Origin of the sequence: Exiguobacterium sp. MH3, from assembly GCF_000496635.1 — a bacterium.
Lineage (GTDB): Bacteria > Bacillota > Bacilli > Exiguobacteriales > Exiguobacteriaceae > Exiguobacterium_A > Exiguobacterium_A indicum.
Genome location: NC_022794.1, coordinates 1999507 through 2019941, shown reverse-complemented (window position 1 = coordinate 2019941; position 20435 = coordinate 1999507). Strand labels below are relative to the sequence as shown.

General features: G+C 50.6%; 19 protein-coding genes. 17 read left to right on the top strand and 2 right to left on the bottom strand.

The window, feature by feature from the left end:
• Window positions 1-19: 19 nt before the first annotated feature.
• From U719_RS10760 to U719_RS10690, 15 genes are all read left to right on the top strand, one after another.
• Window positions 20-541 carry a DivIVA domain-containing protein gene (locus U719_RS10760; protein ID WP_023468794.1) on the top strand — a complete coding sequence of 174 codons (522 nt, stop codon included), beginning with the start codon at window positions 20-22 and terminating at the stop codon, window positions 539-541.
• Window positions 542-840: 299 nt separating this feature from the next.
• Window positions 841-3576 (top strand): isoleucine--tRNA ligase, encoded by a 2736-nt coding sequence (ileS, locus tag U719_RS10755; protein ID WP_023468793.1) that lies wholly within the window; start codon window positions 841-843, stop codon window positions 3574-3576.
• A gap of 72 nt (window positions 3577-3648) precedes the next feature.
• Complete coding sequence (lspA, locus tag U719_RS10750; RefSeq protein WP_023468792.1) at window positions 3649-4125, top strand: signal peptidase II; 477 nt, start codon at window positions 3649-3651, stop codon at window positions 4123-4125.
• Window positions 4122-5045, top strand: coding sequence for an RluA family pseudouridine synthase (locus U719_RS10745; protein ID WP_023468791.1), 924 nt, complete (start codon window positions 4122-4124; stop codon window positions 5043-5045). The genes lspA and U719_RS10745 overlap by 4 nt, the downstream gene beginning before the upstream one ends.
• Window positions 5046-5293: 248 nt before the next feature.
• Window positions 5294-5824 (top strand): bifunctional pyr operon transcriptional regulator/uracil phosphoribosyltransferase PyrR, encoded by a 531-nt coding sequence (gene pyrR, locus U719_RS10740; protein WP_035396895.1) that lies wholly within the window; start codon window positions 5294-5296, stop codon window positions 5822-5824.
• A gap of 51 nt (window positions 5825-5875) precedes the next feature.
• Window positions 5876-7189 (top strand): uracil-xanthine permease family protein, encoded by a 1314-nt coding sequence (locus U719_RS10735; protein WP_023468789.1) that lies wholly within the window; start codon window positions 5876-5878, stop codon window positions 7187-7189.
• Window positions 7190-7312: 123 nt separating this feature from the next.
• Complete coding sequence (locus U719_RS10730; RefSeq protein WP_023468788.1) at window positions 7313-8248, top strand: aspartate carbamoyltransferase catalytic subunit; 936 nt, start codon at window positions 7313-7315, stop codon at window positions 8246-8248.
• The gene (locus U719_RS10725; protein WP_023468787.1) at window positions 8232-9503 is read left to right on the top strand and encodes a dihydroorotase; all 1272 of its coding nucleotides are present in this window, start codon (window positions 8232-8234) and stop codon (window positions 9501-9503) included. The genes U719_RS10730 and U719_RS10725 overlap by 17 nt, the downstream gene beginning before the upstream one ends.
• Complete coding sequence (locus U719_RS10720; RefSeq protein ID WP_023468786.1) at window positions 9496-10584, top strand: carbamoyl phosphate synthase small subunit; 1089 nt, start codon at window positions 9496-9498, stop codon at window positions 10582-10584. The genes U719_RS10725 and U719_RS10720 overlap by 8 nt, the downstream gene beginning before the upstream one ends.
• Entirely contained in the window at window positions 10577-13786 is a 3210-nt protein-coding gene (carB, locus tag U719_RS10715) for a carbamoyl-phosphate synthase large subunit (RefSeq protein WP_023468785.1), read from the top strand. The genes U719_RS10720 and carB overlap by 8 nt, the downstream gene beginning before the upstream one ends.
• Window positions 13783-14514 (top strand): oxidoreductase, encoded by a 732-nt coding sequence (locus tag U719_RS10710; protein ID WP_023468784.1) that lies wholly within the window; start codon window positions 13783-13785, stop codon window positions 14512-14514. The genes carB and U719_RS10710 overlap by 4 nt, the downstream gene beginning before the upstream one ends.
• Window positions 14511-15443 (top strand): dihydroorotate dehydrogenase, encoded by a 933-nt coding sequence (locus tag U719_RS10705; RefSeq protein WP_023468783.1) that lies wholly within the window; start codon window positions 14511-14513, stop codon window positions 15441-15443. The genes U719_RS10710 and U719_RS10705 overlap by 4 nt, the downstream gene beginning before the upstream one ends.
• Complete coding sequence (gene pyrF / locus U719_RS10700; RefSeq protein ID WP_023468782.1) at window positions 15418-16119, top strand: orotidine-5'-phosphate decarboxylase; 702 nt, start codon at window positions 15418-15420, stop codon at window positions 16117-16119. The genes U719_RS10705 and pyrF overlap by 26 nt, the downstream gene beginning before the upstream one ends.
• Window positions 16113-16748, top strand: coding sequence for an orotate phosphoribosyltransferase (gene pyrE, locus U719_RS10695; protein ID WP_023468781.1), 636 nt, complete (start codon window positions 16113-16115; stop codon window positions 16746-16748). The genes pyrF and pyrE overlap by 7 nt, the downstream gene beginning before the upstream one ends.
• 80 nt (window positions 16749-16828) lie before the next feature.
• Window positions 16829-17638 (top strand): GNAT family N-acetyltransferase, encoded by an 810-nt coding sequence (locus tag U719_RS10690; protein WP_023468780.1) that lies wholly within the window; start codon window positions 16829-16831, stop codon window positions 17636-17638.
• A gap of 108 nt (window positions 17639-17746) precedes the next feature.
• Here U719_RS10690 and U719_RS10685 read toward each other — a convergent pair whose 3' ends face one another.
• On the bottom strand, window positions 17747-18718 hold the full coding sequence (locus U719_RS10685) for a zinc-binding dehydrogenase (RefSeq protein ID WP_023468779.1): 972 nt from the start codon (window positions 18716-18718) through the stop codon (window positions 17747-17749).
• Between the two features lie 2 nt (window positions 18719-18720).
• Window positions 18721-19212: a lactoylglutathione lyase family protein gene (locus U719_RS10680; protein ID WP_023468778.1), complete on the bottom strand. Its 492-nt coding sequence runs from the start codon at window positions 19210-19212 to the stop codon at window positions 18721-18723.
• A gap of 104 nt (window positions 19213-19316) precedes the next feature.
• Here U719_RS10680 and U719_RS10675 point away from each other — a divergent pair, with 104 nt between their 5' ends.
• Window positions 19317-19631, top strand: coding sequence for a helix-turn-helix domain-containing protein (locus tag U719_RS10675; protein ID WP_023468777.1), 315 nt, complete (start codon window positions 19317-19319; stop codon window positions 19629-19631).
• 19 nt (window positions 19632-19650) lie between these two features.
• Window positions 19651-20340 carry a metal-dependent hydrolase gene (locus U719_RS10670; RefSeq protein ID WP_023468776.1) on the top strand — a complete coding sequence of 230 codons (690 nt, stop codon included), beginning with the start codon at window positions 19651-19653 and terminating at the stop codon, window positions 20338-20340.
• The last annotated feature ends 95 nt before the right edge of the window (window positions 20341-20435 follow it).

The window sequence follows — 20435 nt, the reverse complement described above, 5'->3', positions numbered from 1 at the left end:
TGCGGAGGAGGAATTCATCATGCCATTAACGCCACTCGATATTCATAATAAGGAGTTCACACGAAAGTTTCGCGGCTATGACGAAGATGAAGTGAACGAATTCCTAGATCAAGTCATCAAGGATTTTGAATTGTTGTTACGTGAGAACCGTCAACAACAAGAAGTCATCCAAAACATGCAAGCGCGTGTCGACTACTTCAGTTCGATGGAAGAAACGTTGAATAAATCGATCATCGTTGCACAGGAAGCGGCTGAAGAAGTCAAAGCCAATGCTTCAAAAGAAGCGAGCTTGATCCTAAAGCAAGCAGAACGTGAAGCAGAGCAGTTGCAAGATGCGGCGCAACGCCGGGCACAACGGACAGACTTCGAAGTCGAGCAAATGCGCAAAAAAATCGAACTCTATCGTAATCGATTCAAAGTATTGATCGATGCGCAGATGGAATTATTGACGAGCCATGACTGGGATGCGTTTGATTTCTCTTCTCGTGGAGCGCTTGACGATGTTCCAGCAGTTGCGTATAATGACGACGATGTCGTATAAATAAAATCAATGACAAGGACACGTCGTATCTTGGACGGTTGACAGCGAATCGGGGGAATGGTGGAAGCCCGAGCAACGAAAAAGATGGGGTATCCCCTTGGAGTGCATGACTGAACGTTCGCTGAACAGTAAGTCATGCCGGCTCACTCCCGTTATCGAGTTCTTAAGCGGTCCTGCGTCGTCAAACTGGCGAGCGGGATTAGTAGGGTGGTACCGCGAGTTCAGCCAAGCTCGTCCCTATCTCAGGGATGAGCTTGGCTTTTTTTGTACTTTTAAAGCGAAAGGTGAGAGATGGTCAGATGGATTACAAAGAAACCTTATTGATGATGAAAACGGAGTTTTTAATGCGAGGCAACTTGCCAAAACGTGAACCAGATATGCAAGCACGATGGGAAGAGATGAATCTCTACGCTGCGGTCCAGGAAAAGAACGCTGGAAAGCCGACGTTCATCCTCCACGATGGTCCTCCATATGCGAATGGTGACATCCACATGGGTCACGGATTAAACAAAGTCTTAAAAGACATCATCGTCCGCTACAAATCGATGAACGGCTTCCAGTCTCCGTACGTGCCTGGTTGGGACACACACGGATTACCGATTGAAACAGCACTTCAAAAAGCCGGTGTTGATCGTAAATCGATGACGGTCGCAGAATTCCGTGAATTATGTGCGAAATATGCGCTCGAACAAGTCGATCACCAACGCGAACAATTCAAACGCCTCGGCGTTCTCGGTGACTATGACAACCCATACATCACCCTGCAACCAGAATTTGAAGCAGCTCAAATTCGTTTATTCGGGGATATGGCGAACAAAGGCTATATCTACAAAGGGAAGAAACCGGTCTATTGGTCACCGTCTTCTGAATCAGCACTCGCTGAAGCAGAAATCGAATATCAAGATAAACGGTCAGCTGCCATCTATGTCGCGTTCCAAGTCATGGACGGGAAAAACATCTTAGAGCCGACGGATCATTTCGTCATCTGGACGACGACACCATGGACGATTCCAGCGAACCTCGGAATCTCTGTCAGTGCGGAACTGACATATGCGCGGATCGAGTATCAAGGAAAAGGCTATATCGTAGCGGAAACACTCGTTCCTGAAGTCATCGAAGCACTCGGATGGGAAGACGCAACAGTCGGACGTATCTTTAATGGTGCGGACTTCGAATACATGAAAGCAAAACATCCATTGTACGACCGTGAATCACTCGTCATGCTTGGCGATCACGTTACAGCGGAAGCGACAGGTGTCGTGCATACGGCTCCAGGTCACGGGGAAGATGACTTCCGTATCGGTCAAGCGTACGGTCTTGACGTTCTTTGCCCAGTCGACGATAAAGGGGTCATGACAGCAGAAGCGCCTGGATTCGAAGGCATGTTCTATGAGGAAGCGAACAAAGAAATCGGTCTTGCACTCGAAGAAGCAGGCGCTCTCTTAAAACTGTCGTTCATCAAACACTCGTATCCACACGACTGGCGGACGAAAAAACCGGTCATCTTCCGGGCAACGCCACAGTGGTTCGCTTCAATCAAAGACTTCCGTGCGGAAATCCTTGATGAGATCAAAGGTGTCCAGTGGGTACCAGAGTGGGGCGAAACACGTCTCCACAACATGTTCAAAGACCGCGGCGACTGGGTCATCTCACGTCAACGTGCTTGGGGCGTTCCGCTTCCAATCTTCTATGCTGAAGATGGAACGGAAATCGTCACACCAGAAACGATTGATCATATCGCGAATTTATTTGCAGCTCACGGATCAAATGTCTGGTATGAGCGCGAAGCAGTCGACTTGCTTCCTGAAGGATTCACACATCCAGCAAGCCCGAACGGTATCTTCAAAAAGGAAACGGACATCATGGATGTCTGGTTCGATTCTGGTTCATCACATGCCGGTGTCCTTGCGACACGTCCTGAATTGACACGTCCAGCGGATCTCTATCTTGAAGGATCTGACCAATATCGTGGTTGGTTCAACTCGTCGCTATCGACAGCCGTCGCAACGACAGGAAAAGCACCATACAAAGCGGTCGTCAGTCACGGATTCGTTCTGGATGGTCAAGGTCGCAAGATGTCGAAATCGATCGGTAACACGATTGCTCCGATTCAAGTCATGCAGCAATTCGGAGCAGAGATCCTTCGCTTGTGGGTCGCATCTGTCGATTATCAAGCTGATGTCCGGGCATCGATGGATAACTTCAAACAAGTCTCAGAGTCATACCGGAAAATCCGCAACACGGTTCGTTTCCTCCTCGGAAACTTGGATCAATTCGATCCTGCGACGCACCGCGTCGCATTTGAAGACTTACCAGAGTCAGACCGTTTCATGCGGACGAAACTGGACCAACTTGTTGGAAAAGTAAAAGCGGCTTATGATGCGTACGACTTCATGTCGGTCTATCAATTGCTCCACAACTTCTGTGTCCTTGATTTGTCGTCGTTCTACCTCGATTACACGAAAGATATCCTGTATATCGAAAAAGCAGACGCGACATCGCGTCGTGCGGTTCAGACGGTCATGTATGATACAGTCGTTGCTTTGTTGCAATTGATGGCACCGGTCTTGCCACACACAGCAGACGAAGCATGGGAATTCGTACCAGCTGTTGAGACGAAGAGTATCTTCTTGACAGACCTTCCGGAAACGGTCGAAGTCTCAGAAGAAGGACTTGCCCTCATCGAGAAATGGAACGCGTTCCTGACGTTCCGCGATGATGTCTTAAAAGCACTCGAGGAAGCGCGCGTTGAGAAACTCGTCGGTAAGACACTCGAAGCGAAACTCTTGCTTGCACCGAAGGAAGAGACGAAAGCCTTGCTCGGAACAATCGATCATCTTGAGCAATTACTCCAAGTCTCACAACTCGAATTCGTGGAAACAGCGGATAAGATGTATGAGACGACTGGCATCACGGTTCAAAAAGCTGACGGTGAAAAATGTGAACGTTGTTGGACATATTCGACGGAACTCGGACAAGATCCGGCTCATCCGACGCTTTGCCCACGTTGTACTGAAGTCGTCAATTCTTTATAATGATACAAAGGGAGGGGCGACTGCGACTTCGCAGGACGTCCCTCATTATTTTTGGATGCGGAGGACAATAGGATGTGGCTTTACTTAGGGATTGCTGCTTTACTCGTTGGAATCGACCAGTTGACGAAATGGATCGTCGTTCAAAACATGACGATTGGTCAAGCGATCACGGTCATTCCGGATTTCTTTTATCTCAACTCGTATCGGAATCGTGGCGCCGCGTGGGGAATGCTCGAAGGTAAATTCGGCTTTTTCTTCATCGTTACGGTCGTCGTCGTCATTGGATTGATTTACTTCCTCTACAAGGAAGGCACGAAAAATAAGGTATTTGCTTGGAGCATCGCGTTATTGCTCAGTGGTGCGATCGGAAATTTCATTGATCGAATGGCACGAGGAGAAGTCGTTGATTTCTTCCACTTCTTCCCGTTCGGCTATAATTTTCCGATCTTTAATGTCGCAGACGTCTGTTTGACGTTTGGTGTCATCACGATGTTGATCAGCGTCATGTTCGAAGAACGGTTGACTAAGAAAGGAACGATGGATAAATGAATGAAGTAGAAACATGGTCCGTACAAGCGGATGGAGCGACAGGGCGCATTGATAAATGGCTCGCAGAACAAAACGATTGGTCGCGTTCGCAAGTACAGGAATGGTTGAAAGCGGGACGTGTCGAAGTCGATGGTCGTGTCGTCAAACCGAACTATAAATTATCGGGAACGGAATCGATTGTCGTTCATATCCCGGAAGCGGTGGAGCTCGAGATCTTACCGGAAGACATCCCACTTGAAGTCGTGTATGAGGACTCGGACGTCATCGTCGTCAACAAACCAAAAGGGATGGTCGTCCACCCGGCGGCAGGTCATGTCTCAGGAACGCTCGTCAACGCCTTATTACACCACTGTCAAGATCTCTCAGGCATCAATGGCGTCAAACGTCCAGGAATCGTTCACCGGATCGATAAGGATACGTCAGGTCTGTTGATGGTCGCTAAGAACGACTTAGCGCATGAGTCACTGGCGCATCAATTGAAAGAGAAGACGACGGAACGTCTCTACATCGCGCTCGTGCACGGTGAAATCCCGCACGAACTCGGAACGATCGAAGCCCCAATCGGACGCGATAAGAACGACCGTCAACGAATGACGGTAACGGATAAGAATTCAAAGTCTGCCGTGACCCATTTCCGTGTTCTCGATCGGTACGAAGGCTTTACGGTCGTTGAATGTAAACTTGAAACAGGACGGACGCACCAAATCCGTGTCCATATGCGTTATATCGGTTTCCCGCTTGCGGGTGACCCGAAATATGGTCCACGTAAGACGATGAAAATGAACGGTCAAGCCTTGCATGCTGCGGTTCTCGGTTTCGAACATCCACGCACAGGTGAGTGGATGCGCTTTGAAGCACCGCTCCCAGAAGAGATGACATTTGAAATCGGTCAATTGAAAAAACTTGAATTAGAGTCTTGACGTTTTTCTAATAAAACGGTAGAGTATCACCTAGAGCGCGATGCGAGACATCCTCTACTGACACTTCGGTCGTCCGAGTGACGATCCTACCTAACTAGTATCACCTTTAATCGAGTCCGGAGAGGCTGCGAAAGGGAGAACCTACCACGATCGTGCGTAGGCATGCATACAACACGTATGCCATGATTCTGTCTTCGATGACCTTCTGCGGATTTCCGCAGAAGGTCTTTTGTATGAAAGGAGAAACCATGAAACCAGCCGTCATCTTAGATGAAGCCGCGATCGGACGTGCACTGACACGGATCGCCCATGAAATCATCGAACGTAACAAAGGAATTCATGATTTGATGATCGTCGGAATCAAGACGCGAGGCGAGACACTCGCTCGCCGACTTGCGAAGCGCATCGAACAAATCGAAGGAAAACCGGTCTTACTCGGTGTCGTCGACATCTCGATGTACCGGGATGACTTGTCGAAACGAAGTTTAGAACCAGAAATCAAAGGTTCTGATCTACCGGAAGACATCACCGGGAAAATCGTCGTCCTCGTTGACGACGTCCTCTACACAGGACGCACCGTTCGCGCCGCGATGGATGCGCTCGTCGATCACGGAAGACCGAGTATGATTCAACTTGCTGTCCTCGTCGACCGCGGACATCGGGAGTTACCGATTCGACCAGATTTCATCGGTAAGAACGTCCCGACATCCCGCGAGGAACAAGTCGTCGTCGCGCTCGCCGAAGTCGATGAAGCCGATCAAGTATTCATTAAACGCTAAAATTCAAAACCTTTAAGGTGGTCCAGAGAGACCAGAAAGGGAGTCATCCATATGGCAAAACATGCCGCAGTACTTGATGTACAAGAAGTACCTACTCACCCTCTAAACTGGCTGATGCTCAGCTTACAACACGTCTTCGCGATGTTTGGTGCGACCGTGCTCGTCCCGCTCTTAACGGGACTCAACACATCGGTCGCGCTCGTCGCAAGCGGAGTCGGCACACTGATTTTCCTCGCCGTCACCCGCTTCAAAGTACCCACATATCTTGGTTCGAGTTTTGCCTACATCGCCCCAATCATCGCCGTCAGTGAGCGGTGGGGTGTCGAGGATGCCTTAATCGGCGGAATGGTCGCTGGACTCGTCTACGGACTCATCTCACTCCTCATCCGCTACACGGGAGCTGCTTGGTTGCTTCGCTTACTCCCGCCGGTCGTCATCGGACCGGTCATCATGGTCATCGGTCTATCGCTCGCCCCGACCGCTGTCAACATGGCGATGAACGGAGCGGATGGTAAGTACAACGGACTGTACTTCCTCGTTGCGATGGTCACACTCGGCGTCACACTCCTTGCGATGACGTACTTAAAAGGAATGTGGAGTACGATTCCGATTTTGTTCGGGATCACAGTTGGTTATCTCGTTGCGGCATCGGTCGGAATCATTGACTTCACACCACTCCAACAAGCCACGTTCTTCCACGTGCCGGACTTCACGATTCCGTTCTTGAATTACACACCATCGTGGAATACAGCCGCCTTGCTTCTGATTGTTCCTGTGACGCTCGTCACACTGACGGAGCACATCGGCGAACAAAAAGTGACATCACGGATCATCGGGCGCGAGACGCTTCTCGATCCAGGGATGCATCGGACCGTACTGGGTGACGGGATCGCGAAGACAGTCGCGTCGATGCTTGGCGGACCACCGGTTACGACGTATGGTGAGAACAACGGTGTCATGTCGATCACACGTGTCTACAGTGTCTATGTCCTCGGTGGCGCGGCGGTTCTTGCGATCAGCTTCGGATTCCTCGGATATGTCGAAGGGTTCATCAAGACGATTCCGACACCGGTCATGGGTGGAATCAGTATCCTCTTGTTCGGAGTCATCGCGTCGAATGGTCTCCGGACGCTGACGGAAAGTAAGATCGATCTTGCCGATAAACGAAATCTGACAATTACAGCCGTCATTCTCGTCACAGGTATCGGAGGCGCGGCGCTTAAAATCGGCAACTTCTCTCTCGAAGGAATGGCACTAGCGACGATTCTTGGAATCATCCTGAATCTAGTTCTTCCGAAAACGACAGAGCAGGTCGAAGAAACAACGGAAACCTCTACAACTCAATCGGTAGCTAACAACTTTTAAGACGTTCCGAGAGAACGATAAAGTGAAGGCCATGAAAAGATGCAGGGAATCACTCTGCCTTCTTTCGGCGCACCTTCACTTAGAAGGTGCGCCTTTTTCATGACCTGAAGAGGAGTGAATGATATGAAGACGATCCTAAAAACCCGGCATTTCGTCAACCTAGAAAGTTTATCCACGACAGAAATCAATTCTTTGATTGAACGCAGTCTCGCTTTTAAACGAGGCGAGCCAGCACCAGATTTTTCCGGTAAGACACTCGTCAATCTGTTCTTTGAAAACTCGACGCGGACACGCTCTTCCTTTGAGATGGCAGAGCATCGTCTGAATATGCATCTACTGCCGTTCGAAACGGCGACTTCCTCCGTGCAAAAAGGAGAAACGTTACGCGATACATGCAAGACACTCGAAGCAATCGGCGCAGATGCTTTGGTCATTCGTCACGGAGCAACCGGATATTACGAAGAACTGATGCAGACGCTCAATATTCCGATCATCAATGCGGGAGATGGGAGCGGTCAACATCCGTCTCAGTCCTTACTCGATTTGATGACGATGGTCGAAACGTATGGAACGGTCGAAGGAAAAGTCGTCGTCATCTGTGGGGACTTACAACATAGTCGCGTCGCCCGATCGAACGCTGACATCTTAAAACGACTCGGTGCCATCGTCTATGGATCAGGACCTATTGAGTGGTACGACCCTGCGATGGGCATACCGTATCTTCCGATGGATGAAGCCGTCGAGCAGTGCGACATCTTGATGTTACTGCGTGTCCAGCACGAACGGCATGACGGGACGACGCGATTTGATCCAGCAGTCTACCACACAACGCACGGATTGACAGATGAGCGGATGAACCGTCTGAAGCATTCCGCGATCGTGCTTCATCCGGCACCGGTCAATCGGGGAGTCGAGATTGCCGACGAACTGGTCGAACATCCGCGATCGCGGATTTTTGAACAGATGAAAAACGGTGTCTTTGCACGGATGGCGATTCTGGAATGGTGCTTTTCAACGAAATCAATCAAAGGAGACGATGCAGATGACAACACGAATTGAGAATGCGAGATGGTACGAGGCGGGACAAGTTCGAACGGGAGATATTCGGATTGAAGCCGGGAAAATCACGGATTTAGCAGCAACACCGCAAGCGAATGAAACGGTCATTGATGCGTCCGGCTTATTCGTCGCACCAGGATTCGTTGACATCCATGTCCACCTGCGGGAACCGGGTGGCGAACATAAGGAGACGATTGCGACCGGCACGGCAGCGGCGGCAGCGGGTGGATTCACGACGATTTGTCCGATGCCGAACACGCGCCCCGTACCAGACGATCGTCAAACACTTGATGCGTTGTTCCAAAAGATTGAAGAGACAGCGTCCGTTCGGGTTTTGCCTTACGCGGCGATTTCAAAAAATCAACTCGGACAAGAACTCGTCGCGTTCGACCAATTAACAGATGCTGTCGCCTTTACGGATGATGGTGTCGGCGTCCAGACGGCAGCAGTCATGCGGACAGCGATGCAACAGGCGGCACGGCTCGGGAAAACGATCGTTGCTCACTGCGAAGATGATTCGTTAAAAGCAGGATGTGTGCACGAGGGGAACTACAGTCGACGGGAAGGACTACAAGGTATTCCGTCGCTTGCTGAGAGTATCCACATCGCACGTGATGTTCTGATCGCAGAAGAAACCGGCTGTCATTATCACGTCTGTCATGTCTCGACGAAAGAATCGGTCCGTGTCATCCGTGACGCGAAACGAGCAGGGATTCGGGTGACGGCAGAAGTCACACCGCACCATCTGGTGTTGATCGATGAAGACATACCGAATCAGGACCCGAACTTTAAAATGAATCCTCCCTTACGAAGTGAAGCAGATCGCCAAGCATTGCTCGAGGGGTTAGCGGACGGAACGATTGATTGCATCGCGACCGATCATGCTCCCCATGCGGCAGAAGAGAAGGCACTCGGTATCGAACGCGCCCCGTTCGGCATCACAGGGTTCGAGACGGCCTTCCCACTCCTCTATACGAAGCTCGTCGCTGAAGGAGAGATGACACTTGAGACACTGATTCGGAATTTGACGGATAAGGCAGCAGCCATCTTTGAACTTCCTTACGGGAAACTCGAAGTGGGGGCGGAAGCAGATCTAGTTTTGCTTGATCTAGAAACGGAGCGTACCGTATCACCGGAACGATTCCGCTCAAAAGGCAAGAACACACCGTTCGCAGGAGAACGGTTAAAAGGATTCCCGGTCATGACGCTCGTCAAGGGAGAAATCGTATTCAAGGAGGACACAGCACATGCGTAAACGGACACTGATACTAGAAGATGGGATGACGTTTGAAGGAACGGCGTTTGGATCAGATACGACAACAACAGGAGAGGTCGTCTTCCAGACCGGAATGACAGGATATCAGGAAATGTTATCGGATCCATCTTACTGCGATCAGATGATCGTGTTGACGAACCCGTTGATCGGAAACTACGGGATTAACCGAGAAGATTATGAGACGACGCGTCCGCTCGCTAAAGCACTGATCGTACGTGAACATTGTCAGACGCCGTCGAATTTCCGAAGTGAGATGTCGCTCGATGCAGCACTTCAAGATCTTGATATTCCAGGATTAAGTGGAATCGATACGCGTCAACTGACACGGCATATCCGTTCGAAAGGTGTCATGCGTGGACGACTCGTTGACGGTGAGTTCGATTTAGCAGCAGAACTGGTTCATCTTCAAAATGCACCTATCGAGACGGATCAAGTCAAGCGGGCTTCAACGGAACGAGCGTACATCATTCCGGGTGCTGGACCGCGGATCGTTCTCGTCGATTTCGGTGCGAAGCTCGGAATCGTCCGCGAACTCGTCAAACGCGGCTGTGAAGTCGTCGTCGTGCCCTACGACGTCAGTGCAACGGAAGTCTTACGCTATCGTCCGGACGGTGTAATGCTATCGAACGGACCAGGGAATCCAAAGGATGTCCCGACAGCGATTCCGATGATTCAAGAATTGACGGGAAAAGTCGTCATCTTCGGCATCTGTCTCGGTCATCAGTTGATTGCACTAGCGCACGGGGCGGATACGTTCAAGCTCCCATTCGGTCACCGAGGGGCGAATCATCCAGTCCAAGATATCCGGACTGGTCGCGTCGATATCACGTCGCAAAACCACGGGTATGCCGTTGACGAACAGTCATTACGCGATACCGTGCTTGAAGTGACGCATCTTGCGATTAACGACGGAACGGTCGAAGGAATCCGTCATACGACAGCAGCGGTCTTCTCCGTCCAGTACCATCCGGAAGCATCACCTGGTCCGATGGATGCGAACGGTCTATTCCAACAGTTTTTAGAAGAAATCACGAAACAACAGGAGGTCTCTCATGCCTAAACGTCAAGATATCCAGAAAATTCTCGTTATCGGGTCCGGTCCTATCGTGATCGGACAAGCAGCTGAATTCGACTACGCTGGAACACAAGCGTGTCAAGCCTTGAAGGAAGAAGGATATGAAGTCATCCTCGTCAACTCGAACCCAGCAACGATCATGACGGATCCAACGGTCGCTGATCGTGTCTACATCGAGCCCCTCCAAGCAGAGTTCGTCTCACGGATCATCCGCAAGGAACGTCCGGATGCTTTGCTTGCGACACTCGGAGGTCAAACGGGTCTGAACTTGGCTGTCGAACTGGATCGTCTCGGTGTCCTTGCTGAGTATGGTGTCGAGTTACTCGGTACGAAATTGTCAGCAATCGAAGAGGCAGAAGATCGTGATTTGTTCCGTCAACTGATGTTTAAACGCGGGCATGGTGTGCCGGACAGTGAAATCGTGCATACGCTCGAAGAGGCACAACAATTCCGGCAACAGATCGGTCTACCGATCATCATCCGTCCGGCGTATACGCTTGGGGGAACGGGCGGCGGAATCGCCAACACACCAGAAGAGTTCACGCGAATCGTCGAAGGGGGACTCAAGGCAAGTCCGGCAACACAGGTACTTCTTGAAAAATCAATTGCCGGGATGAAGGAAGTCGAGTTCGAAGTCATGCGCGATGCGACGAATCAGGCGATCATCGTCTGTGCGATGGAAAACTTCGATCCCGTCGGCGTTCATACCGGAGACTCGATCGTCTTCGCTCCGACGCAAACGCTATCGGATCGCGATTATCAATTGTTGCGAAACGTCTCGCTCGATATCATTCGTGCACTTGGAATCGAGGGCGGATGTAACATCCAGTTCGCACTGGATCCGACGAGCTTCGACTACTATGTCATCGAAGTCAACCCACGTGTCTCACGCTCGTCTGCACTCGCGTCAAAAGCAACGGGTTACCCAATCGCAAAACTGGCTGCGAAAATTGCCGTCGGGTATGCCTTGTCCGAATTAAAGAACCCGATCACCGAGACAAGTTTTGCTTCGTTCGAACCGGCACTCGATTACGTCGTCGCCAAGATTCCGCGCTGGCCGTTCGATAAATTCGAAACGGCGGACCGGACACTCGGCACACAGATGAAAGCAACTGGTGAGGTCATGGCAATGGGACGGACGATGGAAGAGGCATTACTGAAAGCGGTCCGTTCGCTTGAAATCGGTACAGCGGATCTGTATATGCCACGCTTCATCGAAATGGCAGATGATGCGTTACAACAAGCGATTCGCCAAGCGACGGACGATCGACTCTTCGCCTTGTACGCGGGCTTCGTCCGCGGTTACAGCGTCGAACAGATTCATGACTGGACAGCGATTGATCGCCTGTTCCTTGAAAAGTTGCACCATATTTGGCAGCTCGAGCAATCAGTCGCAACTGGTTTGACACCTGAGCTACTCCTGCATGTGAAGCGATATGGATTCAGTGACCCGATGCTCGCTCGGATCACCGGACAAACGGAAACGGAGATTCGCCGGATGCGTGAAGCACAAGCGATTCACCCGGTCTATAAGATGGTCGATACGTGTGCGGCAGAGTTCGCGTCCGACACGCCATACTATTACGGAACATACGAACGCGAAAATGAAGCAATCGCGACGAACCGTTCTTCGATTCTCGTCCTAGGATCGGGACCGATCCGGATTGGTCAAGGAGTCGAGTTCGATTACGCGACAGTCCATTCGATTCAAGCGATTCGACAAGCCGGCTACGAAGCAATCATCGTCAACAACAATCCAGAAACGGTGTCGACCGACTTCTCGATTTCCGATCGGCTCTACTTTGAACCACTGACGACGGAGGATGTACTGGAAGTCATCCGAAACGAACGTCCACTCGGTGTCATCGTCCAGTTCGGTGGACAGACAGCGATCAACTTAGCCGAGTCATTAGCAGCAGAAGGTGTAAAAATCCTCGGGACATCGCTTGAGGATCTCGACCGGGCTGAGGACCGGAAACAGTTCGAAGCAGCATTGACGGCGCTCGACATTCCACAGCCACCAGGTAAAACGGCCGTGACAGTCGAAGAAGCGGTCACGGCAGCAGCGTCACTCGGTTACCCGGTTCTCGTTCGTCCATCGTACGTCCTCGGCGGTCGGGCAATGGAAATCGTCTATGCTCAAGAAGAACTGGAACATTATATGAAACACGCGGTCATCGCCTCACCGGAACGACCGGTCCTCGTTGACCGCTATCTGACAGGAATCGAACTCGAGGTCGACGCAATCTGCGACGGAACGGATGTCGTCATTCCAGGCATCATGGAGCACATCGAACGTGCCGGTGTTCACTCGGGTGACTCGATTGGTGTCTATCCGCCACAACGTGTCTCCCAAGACATCAAGGACCGGATCGTCGACTACACGACACGGATTGCGAAAGCATTCGGCATCAAAGGCTTACTCAACATCCAGTTCGTCTACGCGGACGGCGCTCTCTATGTCCTTGAAGTCAATCCGCGTGCTAGCCGGACGGTGCCATTCATCTCGAAAGTGACGGGACTTCCGGTCGCGCGTCTCGCAACGGACATCATTCTCGGTGAGACACTCGCTTCTTATGGATTAACAAGTGGTGTCCTACCGGAAGAACCACTCGTCTCGGTCAAAGTACCGGTCTTCTCATTTGCGAAGCTTAAAGAAGTTGATCCGACACTCGGACCGGAAATGAAATCAACCGGTGAAGTCATCGGAACGGACCGGACGCTCGAAAAAGCGCTCTATAAAGGGTTGCTCGCATCAGGGATGGCGATTCCAGAGCACGGTCGTGTCCTCTTGACAGTCGCAGATCCAGATAAAGCAGAAATGACGGATCTCGCACGACGCTTTGCCTCACTTGGATTCACGTTACTTGCAACGGAAGGAACGGCAGCGTACTTGACGGAGCAAGGATTACCGGTCCAGACGGTCGGCAAAATCGACTCGTCTTCCGAATCGATGCTCGACGTGATTGAAAAAGGGGAAATCGAATACGTCATCAATACGATGAGTCGGGACTCGCAAGTCACGAAAGATGGCTTCATCATTCGCCGGGCAGCAGCCGAGAATCAAGTCGTCTGTCTGACATCACTCGATACGGCGGAAGCAATTCTACGTGTCATCGAAAGTCGCTCATTTGAAGCCAGTGCGATCCAAGCCTTCACACATGAAAAGAAAGTGGTGATCCAATGAAGCAACTCTTGACGGTCGTTTCTCGACGAACGGTAGCTCAAGGTGCGACAGAACTCGTCTGTCGCCTTGAGCAACCTCAGGTCATCGCGCCAGGGCGATTCATGCATCTTCGCGTCGGGCCACTCTTACGCCGACCGATCTCGATTGCCCGGGTCGACCATGATTTGATCACGTTTCTCTTTAAAGAAATCGGACAAGGAACAGCAGAACTGGCTTCTTTGCGTCCGGATGATACGATCGATGCCCTCGGACCGCTTGGAAACGGGTTTCCGATTGCTGCTATCCATCCAACTCAACGCGTCGTCCTCGTTGGTGGGGGGATCGGTGTACCACCGCTGTATGAGACGATGCGCCAACTTGTCGCCCGGGGTGTGACATGTGAAGCGATTCTAGGATTCGATACTGCAACAAGTGTTTTTTACGAAGCGGAATTCCAAGCGCTCGGTAAGACGACGGTCACGACCGTCGATGGGACGCATGGTATAGCAGGATTCGTCACGGCTGCCTTACATCCGGAAAGCTACGATGTCCTACTCGCCTGCGGACCGGAACCGATGCTGAAGTCACTACAGCAACAACCGATTGAACATAAGTATCTGTCGATCGAAAACCGAATGGGGTGCGGGATCGGAGCATGCTTTGCCTGTGTCTGTCAAACACCGACGGGCGGGTACGTCAAGACGTGTTCCGATGGTCCAGTCTTTCGGGCAGAGGAGGTCGTACTATGACGGAACGATTGCGTGTCGAGTTGCCGGGACTCTCTTTAAAAAATCCGATCATGCCGGCATCCGGATGTTTTGGGTTCGGTGAGGAATATGCGAAGTTGTATGATTTATCAGAGCTTGGGGCGATCATGATTAAAGCAGCGACGGGTGAAGAACGCTACGGAAACCCGACGCCGCGTGTCGCAGAGAGTGGGATGGGGATGTTGAATGCAATCGGTCTCCAAAACCCGGGTGTCGATGGCATCCTAACGAATAAGATGCCTTTCCTCGAGACGTTCGATACGGCGATCATCGCCAATGTCGCGGGTTCGACACCGGAAGAATATGAGCTCGTCGCAGAGAAAATGAGTCAGCATCCTGGCATTCATGCACTGGAATTAAATATTTCTTGTCCGAACGTCAAATCGGGTGGAATTCAATTCGGAACGGATCCGTCGCTTGCTGCTGAATTGACACGACGTGTCAAACGGGTTTCGACTAAACCAGTCTACGTCAAACTATCACCGAATGTCACCTCGATCGTTGAGATGGCACGTGCCGTCGAAGCAGCTGGTGCAGATGGTCTGACGATGATCAATACACTCGTTGGGATGCGAATCGATGTCCGGACGGGGCAGCCGATCCTTGCCAATCGGATTGGTGGATTATCCGGTCCATCGATCAAACCGGTTGCGATTCGGATGATTCATGATGTCGCGCAAGCCGTTTCGATCCCGATCATTGGCATGGGTGGCGTGATGGAGGTCGATGATGTCCTCGAAATGATTTACGCTGGAGCTTCGGCTGTTGCCGTCGGTACCGCAAACTTCGTCAATCCATACATCTGTCAAGAATTGATTCAGCAGTTACCGGAACGCATGGACGAACTTGGTATTGATCATATTTTAGACATCAGGGGGAAAGCATATGAATCAACTTTACATCGCGCTTGATTTTCCGACCGAAGCAGAAGTCTTTTCGTTTCTCGAACGGTTCGAAGCGACACGACCAGCTGTGAAAGTCGGGATGGAATTGTTTTATGCAGCAGGCGGAACCTTCGTCCGAAAACTCGTCGAGCGCGGACATGCGGTGTTCCTCGATGTCAAAGTCCACGACATTCCAGAAACGGCACGTCGGACGATGCGTATCATCGGACAATTAGACGTCGAACTGACGAACGTCCATGTTGCTGGTGGGAAAGAGATGATGATCGCAGCCCGAGAAGGACTGCGTGAGACGAACGCTGAGACACAACTGATTGGCGTGACTCAGTTGACATCGACGGATGAAGCGATGTTACGCGATTTAAAGATTGAAGGAGTGATGCCGGCAGTCGTTCGTGAATATGCGCAACTCGCAGAAGCAGCAGGACTAGATGGTATCGTCTGTTCAGCACTCGATCTTCCGGAACTAGTTTCAGCTTGTCGGACAGATTTTCGATTCGTCACACCCGGCATTCGTCCGACGAACAGTCAAGCGGATGATCAAAAGCGGGTCGCGACCGTTCTTGACGCTCGTCAAAATGGAGCGACGGATTTAGTGATCGGTCGTCCGATTACGCGTGCAGAACATCCAGAACAGGTCTATCTGATGTTACTTGAACAATGGAAGGGGCAATTCTCATGTTAAATCCAATCGCTAGTGCGTTACTCCGTATTGAAGCCGTCACCTTATCGCCAAACGATCCATACACATGGGCAAGTGGACTTCGTTCACCGATTTATTGTGATAATCGTTTGACGCTCTCGTACCCAGAAGTTCGTTCCTTGATTGCAGATGCACTCGCTGAGAAAGTGAAGGGACTTGCAGTCGATGTGATTGCTGGAACTGCGACGGCAGGTATTCCACACGCAGCATTCGTCGCGGAACGACTAGGATTACCGATGGTCTACGTACGTAGTGGCAACAAGAAACACGGTAAAGGGAATCAAATCGAAGGTGTCATTCAACCTGGACAACGTGTCGTCGTCATCGAAGACTTATTATCGACGGGGATGTCTGCAATCGAAGCGGCGCAAGCTCTGCAAGCGAAGGGAGCAAATGTCATTCGCATTCAAGCGATCTTCTCGTACGGGATGGAGCGCTTGTCAAACAATCTCCGCGACGCAAAGATCGAAGCGGATGCATTACTGACGTTCGAAGCGTTACTCGAAACCGCACAACAACAAGGTGATATTACTATAGAAGAGCAAAAACAGTTGGCGGATTGGTCGAAAGATCCAGTCGCTTGGAGCGAACGTTTTACAGCGAATGTCTAAAATCGATAGATTCCGTCGGACGACCTACGATTTCTAGTGAATGTTTTGGTACACTAGAAAAATAAAGGAGGTCGTCGACTATGGTGACGCATTATCGTGATTATGAACAGTTCAAAAAGGTCGTCCTCCCGTTTTTGCTTGAACGTCCGGATACCCATCAGTTGATTCTTGGCATATTAGAACGTGGGGATGAACCGCTCTTGATGGCAACGGCACAAGAAGACGATCATCGTCTCGTCATATTGCAAACGATACCGGAGCAAGCCATCGTCGCAGGTGATGTGTTCTCGCAAGAAGGAATCCGAAAGCTCGCGCGAATTCTTGATAGTCCAGGATTCGTCGGAGAACAGGCCATCTTAGCGCCGCTTTTACTCCCACATTCCATGTATGAGGTACATATGGAACAAGGGATGTATGCACTGACAGAGGTCGAGATGCCGCTTGTTCCGGAAAACGTCGTCTTCCGACCGATTTCGGACGATGAAAGACAACAAGCCTTAGCATTTGCGTCCGGATTTTTACATGAAGTTGAAACGCGACCTTCTGAGCGACAGCTTACTCAACTCCATCAGTCGATGACGCGCCACATCCAGCAAGGAAGCTTGTTCGGACTGTTTCGTGGAGATATGCTTGTCGCGATGGCGGCAGCAACGCGTCCGACGCAAACTGGGATTACGATTTCTTACGTCTATACGCCGAAAGAACTGCGTGGAAATGGGTATGCCTCTTATCTCGTCGCCAAACTATCTGAACATCTACTAAAGTCTTATCCGGTCGTGACGCTCTACACCGATTGGTCGAACCAGACAGCGAATAAGATCTATCAGCATGTCGGTTTCGAGTTAGTCGGGCGATCCTTACATATCAAGAAACAAGAGCGCTATCGATGAATATCGAGCCACTTGTTTCTTGGACATGTCTAGACATTGATATGTACAACAACAGCCGATCATCCTGTTATCTAAGGACGATCGGCTGTTTCATGTCAAACTGAGAAATCAATTGAATGTAGCGATGATTTTACCACGGACATGGCGTTCAGATAGACGTTGCAATCCTTTGACGATGTCCGCTGCTGGAATCTCTTCTGTGACGAGTGGATCTAGTTCTTTTGCTGCGACGAGTTTTAATAACTCGCTTGCCATATGACCGAGGTTTCGGATGGCACGGTCATCTTCGCTTGCATAAGCAGCCGCGAGTGCTACTTCATGGATCGAAGGGGAGAGCGTGAACGGCTTGACGACCGACTGATCGGGACCACCGGCGATGAAGGCAAGTTGCCCCGAGAAGGCAAGACGTCCGAGATCCGCTGTTGCTTCATCTCGACCGACCGTATTAAAAATCAAGTCAGCGCCGCGACCATTCGTCCAATCGCGGATGACATCCGTGACATTTTCTTTTTTGTAGTCGATTGCAAGATCGGCACCGAGTCGCTTGACCCACTCGTGGTTTTCCGTCGAAGCAGTCGTTGCGACTGAAAGACCCAGGCGTTTTGCGAGTTGAATGCCGATGCCACCAACACCACCTGCACCAGCATGAATGAGGATCGTCTCTTTTCCTGTCGTGTTCATCTTCTGAATGATGGCTTCATAGGCCGTCATGCCTGCGCAAAGAATCGCAGCGGCTTCAGCGAATGAGATGTCTTCCGGAATCAGGGCGAGGGCACGTGTATCGACGAGTGCATATTCAGCAAAAGCACCATCGCGTTGCAGGTTCGTATGAATCGCTACGCGATCGCCGATTTTCACTTCTGCGCCGGGTCCGATTTGTTCGACGACACCAGCTAGATCGACGCCTGGAATATGCGGGAACGTCCAAGCTGGATTGTTAGTCGCCTTATAGTCGACGGGATTCAGTGCGACGGTCTTGACGCGAATCAAAGCTTGACCTTCTCCTGGCGTCGGCGTCTCGACCTCTTCAAATGTCCATTGATCAATGGCTGTACCTGAGTGATTTAACCATGCTTTCATGTTTAATACGCTCCTTCCGAATACGTGAGTTCATACGAGTGAGAGTAGATTTCGACGAGGTTACCGAATGGATCCTCACAGTAGACCATTCGATACGGCTTGTCTCCCGGATAGTATTCGCGGATTGGCATCCGTTGTTTGCCACCATGGGCAACGATTTTTTCGACGAGTCCTTCGACGTCTGGATCTTGAATCGCATAATGGAAGATGCCTGTTTTCCAGAATTCGAAGTTGTTTTCGGGTTGTTCATTGTTCGGGAATTCGAACAACTCGATTCCGATGCGGTCACCTGTCGCCATGTGAGCAATCCGGAACTTGTTCCACCCTGCACCAAAGACATCCGTACACATGACACCGATGGCAGAATCATCTTCGAGGACATCAGACGGTTCCATGATGATATACCAGCCCATCACCTCTTGATAAAAACGGACGGCTTCGTCGAGATTCGGCACGGAAAGACCGATGTGCGAAAAATTACGTGGATACGTCATGCTTAACACTCCTTTTGCAAAATGATTTACGCATACTCTAACTTACGCTACACTCGATTGCATAGTACGCACTTTGAAGTAACTACTCTGGAGGAGAGAACAACATGTCGACAGAACAATTTCCGGTCAATCGGGCGCTCGCCATCATCGGCGGAAAATGGCGTCCACAATTATATTGCACGTTAGAGAACGGTCCGAAACGTTTTTTAGAGTTACAACGTGCCATTCCCGGGATTTCTCGGAAAGTCTTGACCGATCAGTTAAAAGAACTTGAACGACTCGGAATGATCGAGCGGATTGAGTATGATGAAGCCGTCTTACACGTCGAATACAAATTGACAGAGGCGGCATTTACACTGCAACCGGCCATGAAAGGTTTATGCGCGTGGGGGGAAGGGAATCAATTATCCGAATCCTAAACGAGAGGCAGTGACACTCATGAAATTGACTTATCACGGACAATCGACAGTAACAATCGAGACGAACGGGCATCATCTCGTCATCGATCCATTCTTTAGCGGTAACGAAAAAGCGACGACGAATCCCGATGACGTCAAAGCGGATTTCATCCTTTTGACGCATGCGCATGCCGATCATATGCTTGATGCAGAGCGAATCGCGAAAGCGACGGGAGCTACAATCATTGCTACTCATGAACTGGCGACGTATCTGAGTTTCAAAGGGCTCAACGTTCACCCGATGAACCTCGGCGGACAGTTTGAGTTTCCGTTTGGTAAAGTGAAGATGACACAGGCATTCCATTCATCAAGTATCATCGATGAGGAAAAACAGACAATTACGTACATGGGGATGCCGGCTGGATTCTTGCTGACGATCGAAGGAAAGGAAATCTATCATGCAGGTGATACGGCACTGTTCGGGGATTTAGCTCTTTATGGTGCCCATCACGAAATCGATTTAGCTTTCTTACCGATTGGTGATAACTTCACGATGGGTCCGGACGACGCGTTGATTGCTGCAGATATGTTGCAAGCGAAAGCCGTCGTACCAATCCACTACGATACATTTGATTTAATCAAACAAGATGCGAACGCCTTCTGTGAAAAGATTGAAGCGCAAGGTCAAACGGGCCATCCACTCGCGATTGGCGAGTCACTCGAATTATAATCCGTTCTTAAGCAAAGGAGAGGAACCGTCATGGTTCCTCTCCTTTTTGTCGCCGTTTTTCTGACTTCCTTCCTTCTTCCGCCCGATGGCGAAAC